The following is a 15682-nucleotide window of genomic DNA, read 5'->3' as shown; positions in this document are numbered from 1 at the left end:
GGATACCGTTTCTATCCTTAACGCGTTAGAAATGTAACAAAACAACCAAATATTCGACTAACAATGTTATATTTAGGTCGTATTAAAAATAAAATAATTACATGAGTTTTTCAAAATGGATAGGCGCCTCAATAGGCTGGTCTTTTGGTGGTCCCATTGGGGCAATAATAGGTTTAGCTTTAGGCAGTGTTGTAGATGCTATGGCCGATGGAAATGGCGGTTCGCTTTTAGGAGATAGACAAACCAAAACCCAAGGTCGAACTACCTACAGAACGCAACCTAGGCAGCGGCCACAAACCCAATCGGGCGATTTTGAAGTAAGTTTACTCATTTTAGCTTCGGTAATTATAAAAGCCGATGGTAAACAAGACCAAAACGAGTTAGATTTTGTGCGTCAGCAGTTTTTAAATATGTACGGCAAGGAGCGTGCAAACCAAGCCTTTAAGCTATTTAAAAATATAAATAATCAAAACGTTTCGCTTAGGCCAGTATGTTTGCAAATTCGCCAAATGATGGATCATCCATCGCGTTTACAACTTATGCACTTTCTATTTGGAATTGCAAAATCCGATGGCGCAGTAACCGAAGATGAGGTTAAGCTAATTTATACCATAGCCGGCTATTTAGGTATTAGTTCTAGAGATTATGAAAGTATTAAAGCCATGTTTTATAACAGTAGCGATAATGCGTATAAAGTTCTAGAAATTGCTAAAAGCGCTACGGTTGATGAGATTAAAAAAGCCTACCGAAAAATGGCTAAAAAATACCATCCAGATAAAGTAATCCATTTAGGTAAGGAGCACCAAAAAGGTGCCGAAGAAAAATTTAGACAGGTTCAAGCTGCCTACGAGCAAATCCAAAAGGAGCGTGGATTCTAAAATTCCTGCGCAGGCAGGAATCTTGTTTAATTAGTTTAAAAAGAAGCTGGTAGCAATAACTGCTACAATTAATATTGCTAAAACAATAGCTACAAAAGTGGTTGTTTTCTTTGTGGTTGCATCTTTTTGTAAAATATAGTTTCCTTTATCATCGTCAGTTTCTTTTATAAATTCAAAATTTTCTTTTTCTTTTTTCATCTTTTTATATATTTAAAATTAATGTGTTATTTATTTACTATCAACGCATGAATAACACCTGGCAACCAACCTAAAATAGTTAGTAAAATGCTTATTAGTAATGTGGTTCCAATACCGTGTTTCATAGCAACAGCTACAGGTGGTAATAAAATGCTTAATACAATAGTTAAAATAGACATGTTTGTATGTTTTTATGTTCAATACAAAGCTACTGTAAGAAAATAGTAAAGATTAGTGTATATCATTTAGATGTTAACTCAAATAAAAAGTTATATGTCGATATAATTTAAAACTTGACTTAATATTTTTATAATTAGAGATTAAATAAATAAATTGCAGTACAACGTTTTAATCTACCTAATTTTTAATAATGAAGAATATCTTTGAAACTAAGGAAACCCAAGCTGTAATTAATAGAATTAACAGCCTTTCGCCAACAGCACAACCTTTGTGGGGTAAAATGAGTGTGGACCAAATGTTAGCACATTGTAACGTGACTTACGAAATGACCTTCGAAGATATACACCCAAAACCAAAAGGGTTTACTAAATTAATGCTTAAATTATTTGTAAAAAACATCGTGGTGGGTGATAAGCCTTATAAAAGGAATAGTCGTACAGCACCACAATTTGTAATATCAGATACTAAGAATTTTGTTGAAGAAAAAGCGCGTTTAACAGATTACTTATGGAAAGCACAAGGTTTAGGCGAGCAGCATTTTAGTGGTAAAGAATCGCACTCTTTTGGGCTTTTATCTACTCAAGAATGGAACAATATGTTTTATAAACATTTAGACCATCATTTAAATCAATTTGGAGTGTAATTAAAAAATATAAAAAAAAACCAGCTAATCATTATTAAATGAATAACTGGTTTGTAAATTATTATGTTTAGAAATCTATTTGCTTACGTAGGTTTTGCTGTCTTCTCCTTTTTCAAATATCATTACTAATTTTTTATTCTCGTCATAATATAAAGCTGCCATTTTCCAGCCTTCACTTTGTGTAGATTCTATTAAACACTTGCGTACATCTGGATTGTTTAAATTAAAACTCGAGTTAATACGGTCGTTTGCTTGTGCGTCTATGGTAACCAAAAGTATTATGGCTACAAATAGTACTTGTAATTTGTTCTTCATTTAGGGTATATTTTTAATAATTAAAAATGCAAGATTATAGCATCCTTTATTAACTATTAAAAATAATAGATAAGGGGTTTAAATATTCGTTTTGTTTACTCGAAAATAATTGTAGAATTTGTTTTACTAACCAATAAATTTATGGTTCTACCTAAAATTAAAGCTCTATTGTCTTTGTCGTGTCCTGCCGGCATGTTAAAAGCAATAGGAAAGCTGTAATCGGCTAGAGCATCAAGTATAAGTTGTTCAACCGATGTTCCCCATAATGTTGTGTTGGTTCGCATTTTACTCATGCCGCCAACAATTACGCCCTTACAATTATCAAAATAGCCAGCACGTTTTAAACTTTGTAGCATCCGGTCTATGTGGTATTTATACTCGCCAATCTCCTCAATAAATAAAATTTTACCATCGGTATTAATACTAGTGTCCGAGCCTAACATTGTGTGTAATAAGGTAAGGTTTCCGCCTACTAATTGCCCCGAAGTTTGTCCCGTTTTATTATAGGTAGAGCCTTCTAAAGTATACGTTAAAGGAGCTCCAAAAAGGGCATTTTTAAACGTATTAATACTAGCTTCAATTTCTAATTCATCCTTTGGTAGGCTCACGCACATTATGGCGTGCAAGCTCTCAACACCTTGGTTGTGTATTTGGCTATGAAGTGCTGTAATATCAGAATATCCAATAAGCCATTTAGGGTGTTTATTAAATAGTTCAAAATTCAACTTATCTAAAATTCTAACTGTGCCGTAGCCACCACGAGCGCACCAAATCGCACTAATTTTAGGATCATCCATTGCTTTTTGTAAATCTTCGCAACGCTCATCGTCCGTTCCAGCAAAATGATTTTCGGCATTAAACACATGTTTTCCAACTACCGAGTGCAAGCCCCAGCGTTTTAAAAGGTCTTGCGCTTGCTTAATTTCGTCTTCTCTATTTTTTAAAATTCCAGAAGGCGCTACAATAGCAACAGTGTCGCCTGCCTTTAAGTATGGTGGTTGTTTCAAAGTCGTGTTTGGTTTATCTGTTCCTTTGTTTTGGGCGTTACTAAGTTGTATTCCGAAGAAAATAGCAAAGCAAAACAAGTATAAAGTTTGAAAATTTCTTAGCATAAGGTAAAAGTACATTTTTTTTTACACGTTTAAAATTTATAAATACTCGTTTTATATGGATTTCAAATTGTGTACTTTTGCGGCTCAAATAAAGACATTACAATGCCGAAAAGATATACCATTACAACTGCACTTCCTTATACTAACGGTCCTATTCATATTGGGCATTTAGCAGGCGTGTACGTGCCAGCCGATATTTACGCACGTTATTTGCGTTTAACAGGAAACGACGTTTTACTTATTGGAGGAAGCGACGAGCATGGTGTGCCTATTACCATAAAAGCTAAAAACGAAGGGGTTACGCCTCAAGATATTGTAGATAAATACCATGCAATAATTAAAAAATCGTTTGAAGATTTCGGGATTACCTACGATAATTACTCGCGTACCTCGGCTCCAATTCATCATGATACAGCTTCAGAGTTTTTTAAGACTTTAGATGCAAAAGGTGAATTTATTGAGGAAACTTCAGAGCAATTATACGATGCCGAGGCCAATCAATTTTTAGCCGATCGTTTTGTAATAGGAACTTGTCCTAAATGTGGTAATGAAGAAAGCTATGGCGACCAATGTGAAAACTGCGGAACAAGTCATAATGCAACCGATTTAATAAACCCTAAATCGGCCATTACAGGAAATTTGCCTACTTTAAAACAAACCAAACACTGGTTTTTACCTTTAGATAAGCACGAGGCATTTTTAAAAGAATGGATTTTAGAAGGGCATAAAAAAGATTGGAAATCTAACGTTTACGGGCAATGTAAATCTTGGATAGACGATGGTTTACGTCCTAGAGCGGTAACTAGAGATTTAGATTGGGGTATTCCGGTACCAGCAGAAGGGGGCGAAGGTAAAGTACTTTACGTTTGGTTTGATGCGCCTATTGGTTATATATCATCTACCAAAGAATGGGCGCAACGCGAAGGGAAAGATTGGGAACCGTATTGGAAAGATAAAGACACCAAATTAGTGCATTTTATTGGTAAAGATAATATCGTGTTCCACTGTATTATTTTTCCAGCCATGTTAAAGGCCGAAGGCAGTTTTATTTTACCAGATAACGTGCCTGCAAACGAATTTTTAAATTTAGAAGGCAATAAATTGTCTACCTCTAAAAATTGGGCCGTTTGGTTACATGAGTATTTAGAAGAATTTCCTGGGCAACAAGATGTTTTGCGTTATGCTTTAAATGCTAATGCGCCAGAAACCAAGGATAACGATTTTACTTGGAAAGATTTTCAAGCTAGAAACAATAACGAGTTGGTAGCCATTTTTGGTAATTTTATTAACCGTGTTGTGGTATTAACCAATAAATATTACGAAGGTGTTGTGCCAACTCCGGCCGATTTTACAGATGTTGATACAGAAACTTTAGCAGCCATTAAAGCATATCCAGATGTTATAGCAAGTTCTATTGAACGTTACCGTTTTAGAGAGGCTGGTCAAGAATTAATGAATTTAGCACGACTAGGAAATAAATATTTAGCCGATGCCGAACCTTGGAAAATGATTAAAGTAGACGAAGCGCGTACAAAAACAATTATGTATGTAGCTTTGCAAATAGCATCTGCTTTAGCAACCTTAAGCGAACCGTTTTTACCGTTTACATCAACAAAGTTAAAAGGTATTCTTAAAGTTAGTTCAGGTGATTCGACACAGGAGAATCGTATCGAGAACACTTGGAACGAAATAAATACAAAAGACGTATTACTTCCAGCAGGACATAAAATAGGAGAAGCAGAATTGTTATTCTCTAAAATTGAAGATAAAACCATTCAATTCCAATTGGATAAATTAGAAGCTAGTAAAAAAGCTAACGAAATAGCCAATGCTAAAACAGAGCCTCAAAAGGATACTATTACTTTTGAAGATTTTACAAAACTAGATATTCGTGTGGGTACTATTTTAGAAGCCGAAAAAATGCCAAAAACTAAAAAGCTTTTAAAGTTAAAAGTAGATACTGGTATAGACACAAGAACCATTGTTTCTGGTATTGCTGAAAGTTTTACAGCAGAAGAAGTGGTTGGTAAACGTGTAACTGTATTAGTAAACTTAGCACCAAGAGCTTTACGAGGTGTAGAAAGTCAGGGTATGATTTTAATGACTGAAACTCCCGATGGTAAATTGGTGTTTGTAAATCCAGACGATACTAGTGTTAGTAATGGGTTGCAGGTGAGTTAAAAATATCTTTATGAGGTACCTATGTTTTTTATTGACTTTTGCTTTTTTGCATAATTATTCATGCTTGAGTCAAGAAAGTGTGTTGAATTTTAAAGTAAATCAGGAATCTAAGCAAATAAAAAAACGAACATATTCTTTTTCTAATGCTGTAAATAATGATTTAGCCATTCTTGTTAGGGAGCGGAAAAATAGTTTTGCTTTTTTGTTTGATGAAAACTTTCAAGTTAAGTCTAAATTCGATTTTGTTTACAAAAAGAAGAGTAAGTACAATGTTGTTTTAGGTGAAACAATTTTAGGTTCTCAATATAGTCTATTATACTCCAACTCAATAAAAAATAGGTTTTGTGTTTTTACAGTCGATTTTGATTCAAAGTCAAGTATTTTGAAGGAATTAAAAATCGATTTCCAAAATGATAGATATCTTAAAACTATTTCTCATAAGAATATATTATATGTGTTAAGTACTTCAAACAAGGATGATGAAATAATTATTAGAAAATTGAATGCCGATTATGAATTTGAAATCATTAAAAGTCATACTTTAAAACTAGAAAAAAATCAAAAGCTTTATACTCAAGATTTTTTGAGCAATGGCTTTTGGGCAACTATTAAGCCTAATGTTGTAAAAATAGATAATAGAATTCCAAACGCTATTGAACAAGTATCTAAAGAGAATAAAATTTATGTTCAGAACGATAACTTATATTTAACATTCGATAATTCTACAGAGTTTACGGTAGTTTATAGTATTAATTTAGTCAATTTTTCAATCGAAAAAAAGAAATACAATTATCCAAAAGGAAAGATTGATGAATTTAAAAAGTTTAATTCCTATTTCTTTGATAATAAATTATTTCAAATTGCAAGCTCCAATAAAGAAATGATTTTTGAGGTAAAAAGCTTGGAGAATGAGGTTTTAAAATCTTATTATTTTAATAAAGAAACACCAATAGATATTAAAAACTCTCCCATTATTCAAGATGGTAACACAGCTTTACCTTTTGTTACTAAAAGAGAATTTGAGGAAACATCTAAATTTTTACGTAAAATTTCTTCTGGTAATTTGGGAGTAAGTGTTTACAAAAAAGATGATGCGTATCATTTTACAATTGGCGGGGTTAAGGACGTTAGTTATTCAATGGGAGCTCCAATGATAATGTCTGGTCCAACACCAATTACTATTAATAACCAAGTACATTATATGCCTTCGCCTAATCCTGTTTTTTCTAGTTATCAATCATACGCAGGGACAAAGTCAACTTATTTTAACACGAAGCTAGATTTGGATTTTAACTATCTAAAAGGAGAAGTAGATGATAATGTTTTCGAAAAAATAAAAAACTATTCTGAAAGTTTAAAACATATATCGGGAGAGGATGTTTTCTTTCATAAAGATCAATTGTTATTTAGTTATTTTAACATGAAAAACGCAGAATTTAATCTGGTTAAATTTTAAATCCAACTTTATTTTTTATTTCAGGGTTATAAAACCAACACACCCATATTTCTCGTATGTATTACCAAACGCATCAATAATTTTATTGAATGCATCAAGCCACCGTATGGCTAATTATTAATTTTGAAACCAAATAAAATAACACTTATGAAAAATATGAAAAACCTATTATTTATACTCTGCACGGTATGTTTAATGTCTTGCGGAACATCAAAAACAGTAAGAACATCTAAAAAAGTTATTAAAGGCGATTGGACGTTAACTAACATTACTTACAGCAAACCAGGAACCTATAATGTTACGCTTTTAAATGATGCATCAAAGGAATGTTTTGAAAATAGTACATGGAGTTTTATACCAAATAACAATACAGGTATGTACGCTATTAATGGAATAGCCTGCGATACAGGAAACAGAAATTTTGTGTTTACAATAAACGAAGTTGATGAAGCTACAGGTTTGTATAATTTTCTTTTAAAACCAACCAACGAAAAAGGTAAATCTGAAACAAATCAAGGTTTTAAATTAAATCTTACTGCCTTATCCGAAACCGATATGCAATGGCAACAAACCGTTTCTGTTGATGGAGCTCCTTTTGTTATCAGCATGAATTTTTCTAAACTATAATTTTTACTGAGCTAAGTATATTAAAAATTAATTTTATCTAATTATAATTACAACACATATGAAAACATATATCAAAAAAACAACAATAGTACTTTTTAGCATTATGATGGCTATAAGTTTTACAAACTGTAAATCGGTACAAAACGCAAATAACAAACAAAAAGGAGGCGTAATAGGAGCCACTGGCGGTGCGCTTTTAGGAGCTATTATTGGTAACAATGTTGGTAAAGGTGGTAACGGCGAGTTAGGTGCTGTTATTGGTGGTGTTATTGGCGGTGGCGCAGGTGTGCTTATTGGAAATAAAATGGATAAGCAGGCGCAAAAAATTGAAGAAGAAATTCCAGGTGCACAGGTAGAACGTGTAGACGATGGTATTGTGGTGACTTTCGACGAAACTAGTGGTGTATATTTCGATACGGCTAAATTCAATGTTAATGGCGCATCTCAAGAAACCTTAAATAAATTAGCTGCAGTATTTAAAGAATATCCAGATACTAATATTTTAGTGGTTGGACATACAGATAGTGTAGGTGGAGAAGAGTCTAACATGACGTTATCTAAAAACAGAGCTTATGCAGTAACCAATTATTTAACTGGTAAAGGGTTAAGCAGCTCAAGATTTACAACAAATTGGTTTGGAGAAAGCCAACCAATGCACGATAATGCAACGGCCGAAGGACGTGCTAAAAACCGTAGAGTAAACGTTGCCATTGTGCCTAACGAAAAAATGATTGAAGAAGCAAAGCAGGATACTCAAAACTAATAAATAGTAAAATATCCCCAAATTGATCTCAAGAGGTCTAGCCATTACGGTTAGGCCTTTTGTTTTATATTTTATTAAAGTTTTGTAATGTTTCCGTTTTAAAAAAGACTCACTATCTATGATGCAAACATTCACAGAATTTTCAACCAATGCCATCTTAAAAATAGGAGATCAGGAGCTTCTTGCGCCTTACAAAAAAGCCACTCAGCCACATTTATACACGTTTATTAGAACCAATAATTCTAGAGCTCAAATCGTGGTAGATAGCATTCCATATACCATCGAGCCAAACAGTATTTTAGCATTAACCGTTGTACAATATTTTCAATTTGTATCAGGTACAGATTTGGTGGTATATCAATTTAATCCTGAGTTTTATTGCATAAAAGACCACGACCAAGAAGTAAGTTGTGCAGGCTTATTGTTTTTTGGTAATGTGCACATTCCAATCATGGAATTAAGCCTAGAAGAAAGCCGAAAGTTCAACACACTGCACGATGTGTTTTTAGACGAGTTCGAAACTAAAGATACCATTCAAGCCGAAATGCTACGCATGCTCATGGCGCGTTTCATTATAATAAGCACGCGATTGCTAAAGGCCAAAGAAGGCTTTGTAGAAACGGCTACAAATGCTAAAATAGATTTATTACGCGAGTTTAATATTTTGGTCGAAGCGCATTTTAAAACCGAGCATAACGTAGCTTTTTACGCCAGTAAATTATTTAAATCGCCAAAAACATTATCAAATACCTTTGCTAAATTAAACACAAGTCCGCTAAAACTTATCCACGAGCGTATCGTGCTCGAAACTAAACGCCTATTAATCTACACCGATAAAACAGCAAAAGAAATAGCCTACGAAGTTGGATTTGAAGACGCCTCGCATTTAAGCCGTTTATTCAAAAAGCAAACCCAATTATCACCTTCCGAATTCAAAAAACAGCTTCAAAAAGCATCTTAAGTTTTATTTGGGCGCTACCCAAGGGTCGGGCTTTCCGCTAAATCTTTTTTTGCCATAGGCGAAAACAAAAAAAGGATGTCGCTACAATCCCTAGCGCAATCATCCGCCAAGGTCATAATATAACCTAAAGCAGTATTATCTGTAAATAACCTGCCCAAAAAATCTCTGCAATCAAATAATTCTGTATAAAACAGTAGTTAGGGAAAAATCGACAAGTCCTAAGGCAATCTAGCCATTTTGTAACACGTATTCCTAATATACCTTTGTACCGAACAATTAAAACAACAACGTCATGAATTTAAAACACATATCAATATTCAACTTAATTGAAATATTTAAAGGCAAAAGAAAAGAAGTAACCCATACAATCTCACCAAAAACACATTGCGAGCAAAATCACCTTTCAGATTTTTATTGCGATGCAGAGAGACCTTATATCGCTTAGTAGTTTGACGATTTAACTTAATAAAGGAAAAATCGACAAGCTAAAAGGAAGTCTTTACATGGTAAGCACTTTATAACTGTTGCACCTTTGTACCAAGAAAAATAAATAACAATATTTAAAACAAAAAATAAAATTATGAGCACATTTAATGTACCAACAAGAGACCAAGTAAGTGAAAATAACCAAGCTATTTTCGATAACCTAAACAAAGCTTTAGGTTTTGTACCAAACTTATATGCAACATACGCTAATAGCGACACAGCATTAGAGAATTATTTAAATTTTGCCAATGCAAAAACATCATTATCGACAAAAGAAAAAGAGGTAGTAAATCTAGCGGTAAGTCAAGTAAACGATTGTATTTATTGTTTATCTGCACACACAGCTATCGGGAAAATGAATGGTTTTTCCGATGATCAAATTTTAGAATTAAGAGCAGGACGTGCATCTTTCGATAATAAATTAGATGCCTTAGCAAAATTAGCTAAAAACGTTACCGAAAACCGTGGAAAAACCGATGCTAATGTTTTAGAAAACTTCTTTAACGCCGGATACACAAAAGGGAATTTAATAGATACTATTTCTTTAGTAGGCGATAAAACAATATCTAATTACATACACAGTACAACACAAGTACCAGTAGATTTTCCTGTAGCGCAACCCTTAGAAGTAGCAGCCGTATAAATAAATTTAATAAAACCTTGTAGGTATAAAATTCAAATAATTAAATCATAAAATTTCTCATTTAACGAGAACACAAAAACAATTAAAACATGAAAAAAGTAGTATCAATTTTAGTAATCGTATTAGCATTTACATTCAATTCAAATGCACAAGATAAAATGATGGACAAAGCTGTTGTTAAAACTATTGCATTAGAACAAACTCCAGGTGAGTTTACCGAAAAAGGTTTAACAGTTAGCCCAGGAACCTATGTGTTTGAAATTTCAAATAATCATGCAGCAGAAAAAGTAGGTTTGGTACTTGTTAAAAAAGGAGACGATGCCAGCAAACCAGAAAATCATATTAAAACTGCTTATGTTACAACAGCAGTAGCTGATGGTAAAACCGAAAAATCGAACCCAACAACATTGGCCGCTGGAGAATATGTGTATTTCTGCCCATTAAACCCAACGCCACAATACACATTGACGGTTCAGTAGTATTTAGTATTATTAATAGCATTAAAGGTTATTCTGTAAAAAGAATAACCTTTTTTTGTTGCGGTATTTTGAAAGCCACAAAGTAAATGTGTAACTTTACATAAACACGAAATATTATGTTATCAAAAACCATAGAAAACGCATTAAATAATCAAATAAAAATAGAGGCAGAATCGTCTCAAATTTATTTAGCTATGGCATGTTGGGCAGAAGTTAAAGGTCTAGAAGGTGTAGCCAATTTTATGTATGCACAATCTGATGAAGAACGCGAACACATGTTAAAACTTGTAAAGTTTGTAAACGAACGTGGTGGACACGCTAAAATTTCAGCGTTATCAGCTCCAAACGTTACTTTTAAGTCTATTAAAGAAATGTTCGAAAAATTATTTGAGCACGAGGTGTTTGTGTCAGATAGTATTAACGAATTGGTACACATTAGTCTTCAAGAAAAGGATTATGCAACACATAACTTCTTGCAGTGGTATGTTGCCGAACAAATAGAAGAAGAAGCCGTAGCACGAACTATTTTAGATAAAATAAATATGATTGGCGACGATAAAGGCGGACTGTATTTATTTGATAGAGATATTGAAAATTTAACAGTTACAACTGCTGCTTCTAACGCGCCAGAGTAAATTTTAACATTTAAGCTTATTTAGATTTAATTAAAATAACTTATTTTTGCCCTCATTATTAGAATAGTAGATTCTGTCGTGGGGAATAAAAAGAAAAAAAAGGCAATTAAAAAATTACAAAAATTAGGAATAGAACTTCCTGAAAAAGTAAAAACAAGTTGCTGTAAAAAATTTAAAAAAGGAGAAAACAAGCGTTGTAAAAAATGCCCGTGTTTCGATTTACTTAAAAAAGTGGCTTAATTTTAAAGCTTTCAATTTTCTGTTATTGTAAGGGACATGGCATTGTTTTTGTGCCTGTTTTTAGTATAACCATATACTGTGAAACATACACTAACTACGCTTCTTTTCTTCGTTTTTTTATCATTTAACTTGGTTGCTCAAGAAAACAGCTTTTTATCTGTAAAAGTTGTAGATAGTATATCCAACATACCCGTAAGTTTTGCAACCATTAGAATCGCTAAAACCTCCAGAGGTTTAATTGCCGATGAAGCTGGTAATTTTAGATTGCCCCAAGACATCCAAACGCAACATGATAGCTTATTAATATCTGCCATTGGTTTTAAAACCAAATATGTAAATCTTAATGTTTTTGATAATGCGGTTCTCAATATTGTAAAAATAGCACCCAAAGTTGAGGTTTTAGAAACGATAACCATTACAAAAAACATAGCAAAAAAGGAAGGTCGAATTTTAACTGCCAATCAAATTGTAAATAACGCAGTGCAGAATATTAAAATTAATTACGCCGTAAATCCTTTTTCATATTTAGCATACTATCGAGATTATCAGGTTTTCGAAAATCAATACTTTAATTTAAATGAAGGTCTTATTGAGGTTTTCGATGCTGGCTTTAAAACCAACCAATTCTTAAATAAAGAAAATAAAACAGCTCTTTATTCGTATGCTTTAAATACCGATTTTAAACAAAGCGAAAGGTTCTCTGTGCCTTATGATAATAAGTCTTCTAAATATATTGAGAACGCAAACATAATAGCTATGGGCGGAAATGAGTTGAGCATATTGCAACTGCATGATCCTATTAGAAATCACGACATTAAAAATCTTGCTTTTATTTACAATTTGGAAACCGATTTTATGAAAAATCATGATTTTGAGCTACTAAGAACTACTTTTCTAAACGACAAACCCATTTATGAAATTGGTATAATCAAGAAATTCAAAATAAACAGTGAGCTTTCTAAAAGGAAAAACAAGAAATTACAAGAACGCTTCAAGGTTCAGGGTACTATTTATATATCCAAAGGTAATTTTGAGATTCATAAAATAAAGTATGCCGTTTTTGAAGGGGAAGCAAAAAACTGCAAATACGCCATTAATTTAGAGTATACGCCCAAAAATAATGTCATGTATTTAAATTACCTTTCTTTTAATAATGCCTTTAAAGTTTTGGACGAAACAAGCTTTAAAACAACTGCGGTGTATTTAAAAGATTCGGTAGATGTTGTTCATGTCGATTTTAATAATCCCGTTAATCCGAGTACACTAAAAAAGAGAAACTTTAAACTGTATTACACGAATATTTTTCTTCCTATAAAATCTATAGAATTAGTGGGTAGCAAGTCCATTAAAATACATTTAAAAGCCAATACATTTAAAAAATATGCTATTTTGGATGGTGCTCAAATCACGCTATATCCCAAAAACATTCTCGATACTGCAAATAAAGTATTAAATAAGCCGCTTTTTTTTAATGTTAACCAGTTTAGGGAAGTTTTTGTTCAAGAAGTTTTTTCAAATAAAAAACCAGATTTAGGTTTGCAATATGTTAATAAATCCCAGCCATTATCTCAAAGTCATTTAAATAAATTTGATGATAGTTTAAAGTATTGGTTAAACACACCACTAAAGAAAACAAAGCAATAAAACAGTTGCAAACGTCCATGAAACAGGATAAATTTCAATAAGGTATAAACTAGCGCTGTAATACATTTAATTTTTTTAGATTTGGTTTAAAATTAGAGCTTCATACTAGCATGATAAAATATATAATTGGCCAAACCCGACTTCCAGAGCAATCGGTAAAAAACACCATCGCATTATTAAATGAGGACTGTACCATTCCGTTCATATCAAGATATCGAAAAGAGCGCACAGGAAACTTAGATGAAGTTCAAATTGGCGATATTGTTAAATATAAAGAGGGATTTGAGGCTCTAGAAAAGCGTAAAAAAGCCATTTTAAAAGCCTTACAAGAGCAAGACGTTTTAACGCCGGAATTAAAACAAAAAATTGAAGCTACTCAAGATTTAGTAACGCTAGAAGATTTATACTTACCCTATAAAAAAAGCCGAAAAACTAAAGCGGAAAAAGCACGACAGCTAGGTTTAGAGCCTTTGGCCAAAATTATTATGAGCCAAAATGCAAACGATGTGGAGTCTATTGCCTTTAAATATATAAAAGGAGATGTGGCATCGGTTGAAGATGCTCTAGAAGGCGCACGACATATTATTGCCGAATGGATTAACGAGCGTACCGATCTTCGTAATAACATACGCCGACAGTTAGAGCGTTTCGCTATGATTTCCACGAAAGTGATAAAAACAAAAGCCAACGATGAAAACGCTCAGAAATTCAGAGATTACTTCGATTGGGAAGAAAATTTAAGCCGAATTCCTTCGCACCGTCTGTTAGCAATTTTACGAGCCGAAAAAGAAGGTTTTATTCGGGTAAAAATAGAAATTGACAACGATCGTGCTTTAGATAATATCGAGCGCCGTATTATTAAAAGTAATAACGCTTGCGCGGAAGAAATAGAAGCTGCTATAAAAGATGCTTACAAGCGCTTGTTGCTACCATCGTTAAGTAGTGAAGCGCTTCAAATTGCTAAAGATAAAGCCGATGAGTCTGCCATAAGTGTATTTGCTAAAAACTTAAAACAATTGTTGTTAGGCTCGCCATTAGGCGAAAAACGTGTTTTAGCTATCGATCCGGGATTTAGAACAGGCTGTAAAGTAGTGTGTTTAGATGCACAAGGACAATTAAAATACAACGAAACTATTTATCCGCATCCACCAAAAAGCGATAGTGTTGGTGCCATGAAAAAAATAAGTTCGCTTTGCGATGCCTATAAAATTGAAGCCATAGCGATTGGAAACGGAACCGCATCGCGAGAAACCGAAGCCTTAATTAGAAAAGTACATTTTAAAAATGATGTGCAGGTGTTTGTAGTTAGCGAAGCAGGAGCCAGTATTTATTCGGCATCAAAAATAGCAAGAGAGGAATTTCCAGATTACGATGTTACGGTTCGTGGATCGGTTTCTATTGGGCGCCGTTTGCAAGATCCATTAGCCGAATTGGTTAAAATCGATGCCAAATCCATAGGCGTTGGGCAATATCAACACGATGTAGACCAAACTAAGCTTCAAAAACAATTGGATGTTGTTGTAGAAAACTGTGTAAACGCTGTTGGTGTAAATATTAACACAGCAAGTAAACCTTTGTTAAGTTCGGTATCTGGAATTGGACCAAAACTAGCCGAAAATATTTTTAATTACAGAAACGAAAATGGTGTGTTTACCTCAAGAAACGATATAAAAAAAGTACCGCGTTTAGGCGGGAAAGCTTTCGAGCAAGGTGCTGCCTTTTTACGAATTAAGGATGCTAAAAATCCGTTAGACGATTCTGCTGTACACCCAGAAAGTTATGGGTTAGTCACAAAAATGGCGAAAGACTTAGGAAAATCTGTTCAAGATTTAATAGGCAATAAAGAAATACTTCAAAAAATAAATTTAAAACAATATTGCACAGATTCTGTTGGCTTACTAACGCTCGAAGATATTATAAAAGAGCTTGAAAAACCAGGATTAGATATTCGTGAGCAAGCTAAAGTATTTGCCTTTAATCAAAACATTAAAACCATAACCGATTTACGCGAAGGGCAGTTGCTACCTGGTATTGTTAATAATATTACCAATTTTGGCTGTTTTGTAGATGTGGGAATTAAGGAAAGCGGACTTATTCATGTTTCAAACCTATCAGATAGTTTTGTAAAAGATGTAAATGAACATGTTAGTTTACATCAACAAATTATAGTAAAAGTGCTAGAGGTTGATGTTCCGCGAAAGCGTATTCAATTAAAATTACATAAATAAAAGCATTAACCTG

16 protein-coding genes are annotated in these 15682 nt (G+C 33.3%); 12 read left to right on the top strand and 4 right to left on the bottom strand.

Translation table 11 applies throughout. The annotated features are described in order from the left end of the window. The first annotated feature begins 101 nt into the window (after positions 1-101). On the top strand, positions 102-878 hold the full coding sequence (locus HNQ90_RS00370) for a TerB family tellurite resistance protein (protein WP_144114686.1): 777 nt from the start codon (positions 102-104) through the stop codon (positions 876-878). Between the two features lie 30 nt (positions 879-908). Here HNQ90_RS00370 and HNQ90_RS00365 read toward each other — a convergent pair whose 3' ends face one another. Together HNQ90_RS00365 and HNQ90_RS00360 are read right to left on the bottom strand one after the other, a co-directional pair. Continuing rightward, positions 909-1076: a hypothetical protein gene (locus tag HNQ90_RS00365; protein ID WP_172625789.1), complete on the bottom strand. Its 168-nt coding sequence runs from the start codon at positions 1074-1076 to the stop codon at positions 909-911. A 26-nt stretch (positions 1077-1102) separates the two neighbouring features. Continuing rightward, positions 1103-1255: a YqaE/Pmp3 family membrane protein gene (locus HNQ90_RS00360; RefSeq protein ID WP_144114685.1), complete on the bottom strand. Its 153-nt coding sequence runs from the start codon at positions 1253-1255 to the stop codon at positions 1103-1105. 191 nt (positions 1256-1446) lie between these two features. Here HNQ90_RS00360 and HNQ90_RS00355 point away from each other — a divergent pair, with 191 nt between their 5' ends. Continuing rightward, positions 1447-1899, top strand: coding sequence for a DUF1569 domain-containing protein (locus HNQ90_RS00355; protein ID WP_144114684.1), 453 nt, complete (start codon positions 1447-1449; stop codon positions 1897-1899). Positions 1900-1974: 75 nt separating this feature from the next. On the opposite strand, the gene HNQ90_RS00350 is transcribed toward HNQ90_RS00355, so the two are convergent. Beyond that, entirely contained in the window at positions 1975-2214 is a 240-nt protein-coding gene (locus tag HNQ90_RS00350; RefSeq protein ID WP_144114683.1) for a hypothetical protein, read from the bottom strand. Positions 2215-2309: 95 nt separating this feature from the next. Then, positions 2310-3326, bottom strand: coding sequence for a S66 peptidase family protein (locus HNQ90_RS00345; RefSeq protein WP_144114682.1), 1017 nt, complete (start codon positions 3324-3326; stop codon positions 2310-2312). Positions 3327-3428: 102 nt separating this feature from the next. Between HNQ90_RS00345 and metG the strand changes: the two genes are divergently transcribed. The 10 genes from metG (at position 3429) to HNQ90_RS00295 (ending at position 15669) form a co-directional block, all read left to right on the top strand. Continuing rightward, positions 3429-5507: a methionine--tRNA ligase gene (gene metG, locus HNQ90_RS00340; protein ID WP_144114681.1), complete on the top strand. Its 2079-nt coding sequence runs from the start codon at positions 3429-3431 to the stop codon at positions 5505-5507. Positions 5508-5571: 64 nt separating this feature from the next. Next, the gene (locus HNQ90_RS00335; RefSeq protein WP_144114680.1) at positions 5572-6963 is read left to right on the top strand and encodes a hypothetical protein; all 1392 of its coding nucleotides are present in this window, start codon (positions 5572-5574) and stop codon (positions 6961-6963) included. 156 nt (positions 6964-7119) lie between these two features. Continuing rightward, complete coding sequence (locus HNQ90_RS00330; RefSeq protein WP_144115544.1) at positions 7120-7590, top strand: lipocalin family protein; 471 nt, start codon at positions 7120-7122, stop codon at positions 7588-7590. Positions 7591-7648: 58 nt separating this feature from the next. Further along, positions 7649-8353, top strand: coding sequence for a YiaD family glycine zipper/OmpA-like lipoprotein (locus HNQ90_RS00325; RefSeq protein ID WP_144114679.1), 705 nt, complete (start codon positions 7649-7651; stop codon positions 8351-8353). Positions 8354-8471: 118 nt separating this feature from the next. Beyond that, positions 8472-9314 carry a helix-turn-helix domain-containing protein gene (locus tag HNQ90_RS00320; protein WP_144114678.1) on the top strand — a complete coding sequence of 281 codons (843 nt, stop codon included), beginning with the start codon at positions 8472-8474 and terminating at the stop codon, positions 9312-9314. A 580-nt stretch (positions 9315-9894) separates the two neighbouring features. Continuing rightward, positions 9895-10443: a carboxymuconolactone decarboxylase family protein gene (locus tag HNQ90_RS00315; RefSeq protein WP_144114677.1), complete on the top strand. Its 549-nt coding sequence runs from the start codon at positions 9895-9897 to the stop codon at positions 10441-10443. Between the two features lie 89 nt (positions 10444-10532). Next, entirely contained in the window at positions 10533-10922 is a 390-nt protein-coding gene (locus HNQ90_RS00310; protein WP_144114676.1) for a hypothetical protein, read from the top strand. A gap of 116 nt (positions 10923-11038) precedes the next feature. Beyond that, positions 11039-11557: a ferritin gene (locus HNQ90_RS00305; protein ID WP_144114675.1), complete on the top strand. Its 519-nt coding sequence runs from the start codon at positions 11039-11041 to the stop codon at positions 11555-11557. Positions 11558-11875: 318 nt separating this feature from the next. Further along, the gene (locus tag HNQ90_RS00300) at positions 11876-13441 is read left to right on the top strand and encodes a carboxypeptidase-like regulatory domain-containing protein (RefSeq protein ID WP_144114674.1); all 1566 of its coding nucleotides are present in this window, start codon (positions 11876-11878) and stop codon (positions 13439-13441) included. 110 nt (positions 13442-13551) lie between these two features. Continuing rightward, positions 13552-15669 (top strand): Tex family protein, encoded by a 2118-nt coding sequence (locus HNQ90_RS00295; protein ID WP_144114673.1) that lies wholly within the window; start codon positions 13552-13554, stop codon positions 15667-15669. Positions 15670-15682: the final 13 nt, after the last annotated feature.

This window comes from Algibacter amylolyticus, assembly GCF_014202225.1.
Lineage (GTDB): Bacteria > Bacteroidota > Bacteroidia > Flavobacteriales > Flavobacteriaceae > Algibacter_B > Algibacter_B amylolyticus.
Note: the sequence above shows the minus strand (reverse complement) of the source record. Positions and strands in the feature narration are given on the sequence as shown.

Bases quoted from the DNA above. Each gene is read 5' to 3' on its own strand.
- HNQ90_RS00370 (WP_144114686.1), top strand. From the start codon at position 102: ATGAGTTTTTCAAAATGGATAGGCGCCTCAATAGGCTGGTCTTTTGGT.
- HNQ90_RS00365 (WP_172625789.1), bottom strand. From the start codon at position 1,076: ATGAAAAAAGAAAAAGAAAATTTTGAATTTATAAAAGAAACTGACGAT.
- HNQ90_RS00360 (WP_144114685.1), bottom strand. From the start codon at position 1,255: ATGTCTATTTTAACTATTGTATTAAGCATTTTATTACCACCTGTAGCT.
- HNQ90_RS00355 (WP_144114684.1), top strand. From the start codon at position 1,447: ATGAAGAATATCTTTGAAACTAAGGAAACCCAAGCTGTAATTAATAGA.
- HNQ90_RS00350 (WP_144114683.1), bottom strand. From the start codon at position 2,214: ATGAAGAACAAATTACAAGTACTATTTGTAGCCATAATACTTTTGGTT.
- HNQ90_RS00345 (WP_144114682.1), bottom strand. From the start codon at position 3,326: ATGCTAAGAAATTTTCAAACTTTATACTTGTTTTGCTTTGCTATTTTC.
- metG (WP_144114681.1), top strand. From the start codon at position 3,429: ATGCCGAAAAGATATACCATTACAACTGCACTTCCTTATACTAACGGT.
- HNQ90_RS00330 (WP_144115544.1), top strand. From the start codon at position 7,120: ATGAAAAACCTATTATTTATACTCTGCACGGTATGTTTAATGTCTTGC.
- HNQ90_RS00325 (WP_144114679.1), top strand. From the start codon at position 7,649: ATGAAAACATATATCAAAAAAACAACAATAGTACTTTTTAGCATTATG.
- HNQ90_RS00320 (WP_144114678.1), top strand. From the start codon at position 8,472: ATGATGCAAACATTCACAGAATTTTCAACCAATGCCATCTTAAAAATA.
- HNQ90_RS00315 (WP_144114677.1), top strand. From the start codon at position 9,895: ATGAGCACATTTAATGTACCAACAAGAGACCAAGTAAGTGAAAATAAC.
- HNQ90_RS00310 (WP_144114676.1), top strand. From the start codon at position 10,533: ATGAAAAAAGTAGTATCAATTTTAGTAATCGTATTAGCATTTACATTC.
- HNQ90_RS00305 (WP_144114675.1), top strand. From the start codon at position 11,039: ATGTTATCAAAAACCATAGAAAACGCATTAAATAATCAAATAAAAATA.
- HNQ90_RS00295 (WP_144114673.1), top strand. From the start codon at position 13,552: ATGATAAAATATATAATTGGCCAAACCCGACTTCCAGAGCAATCGGTA.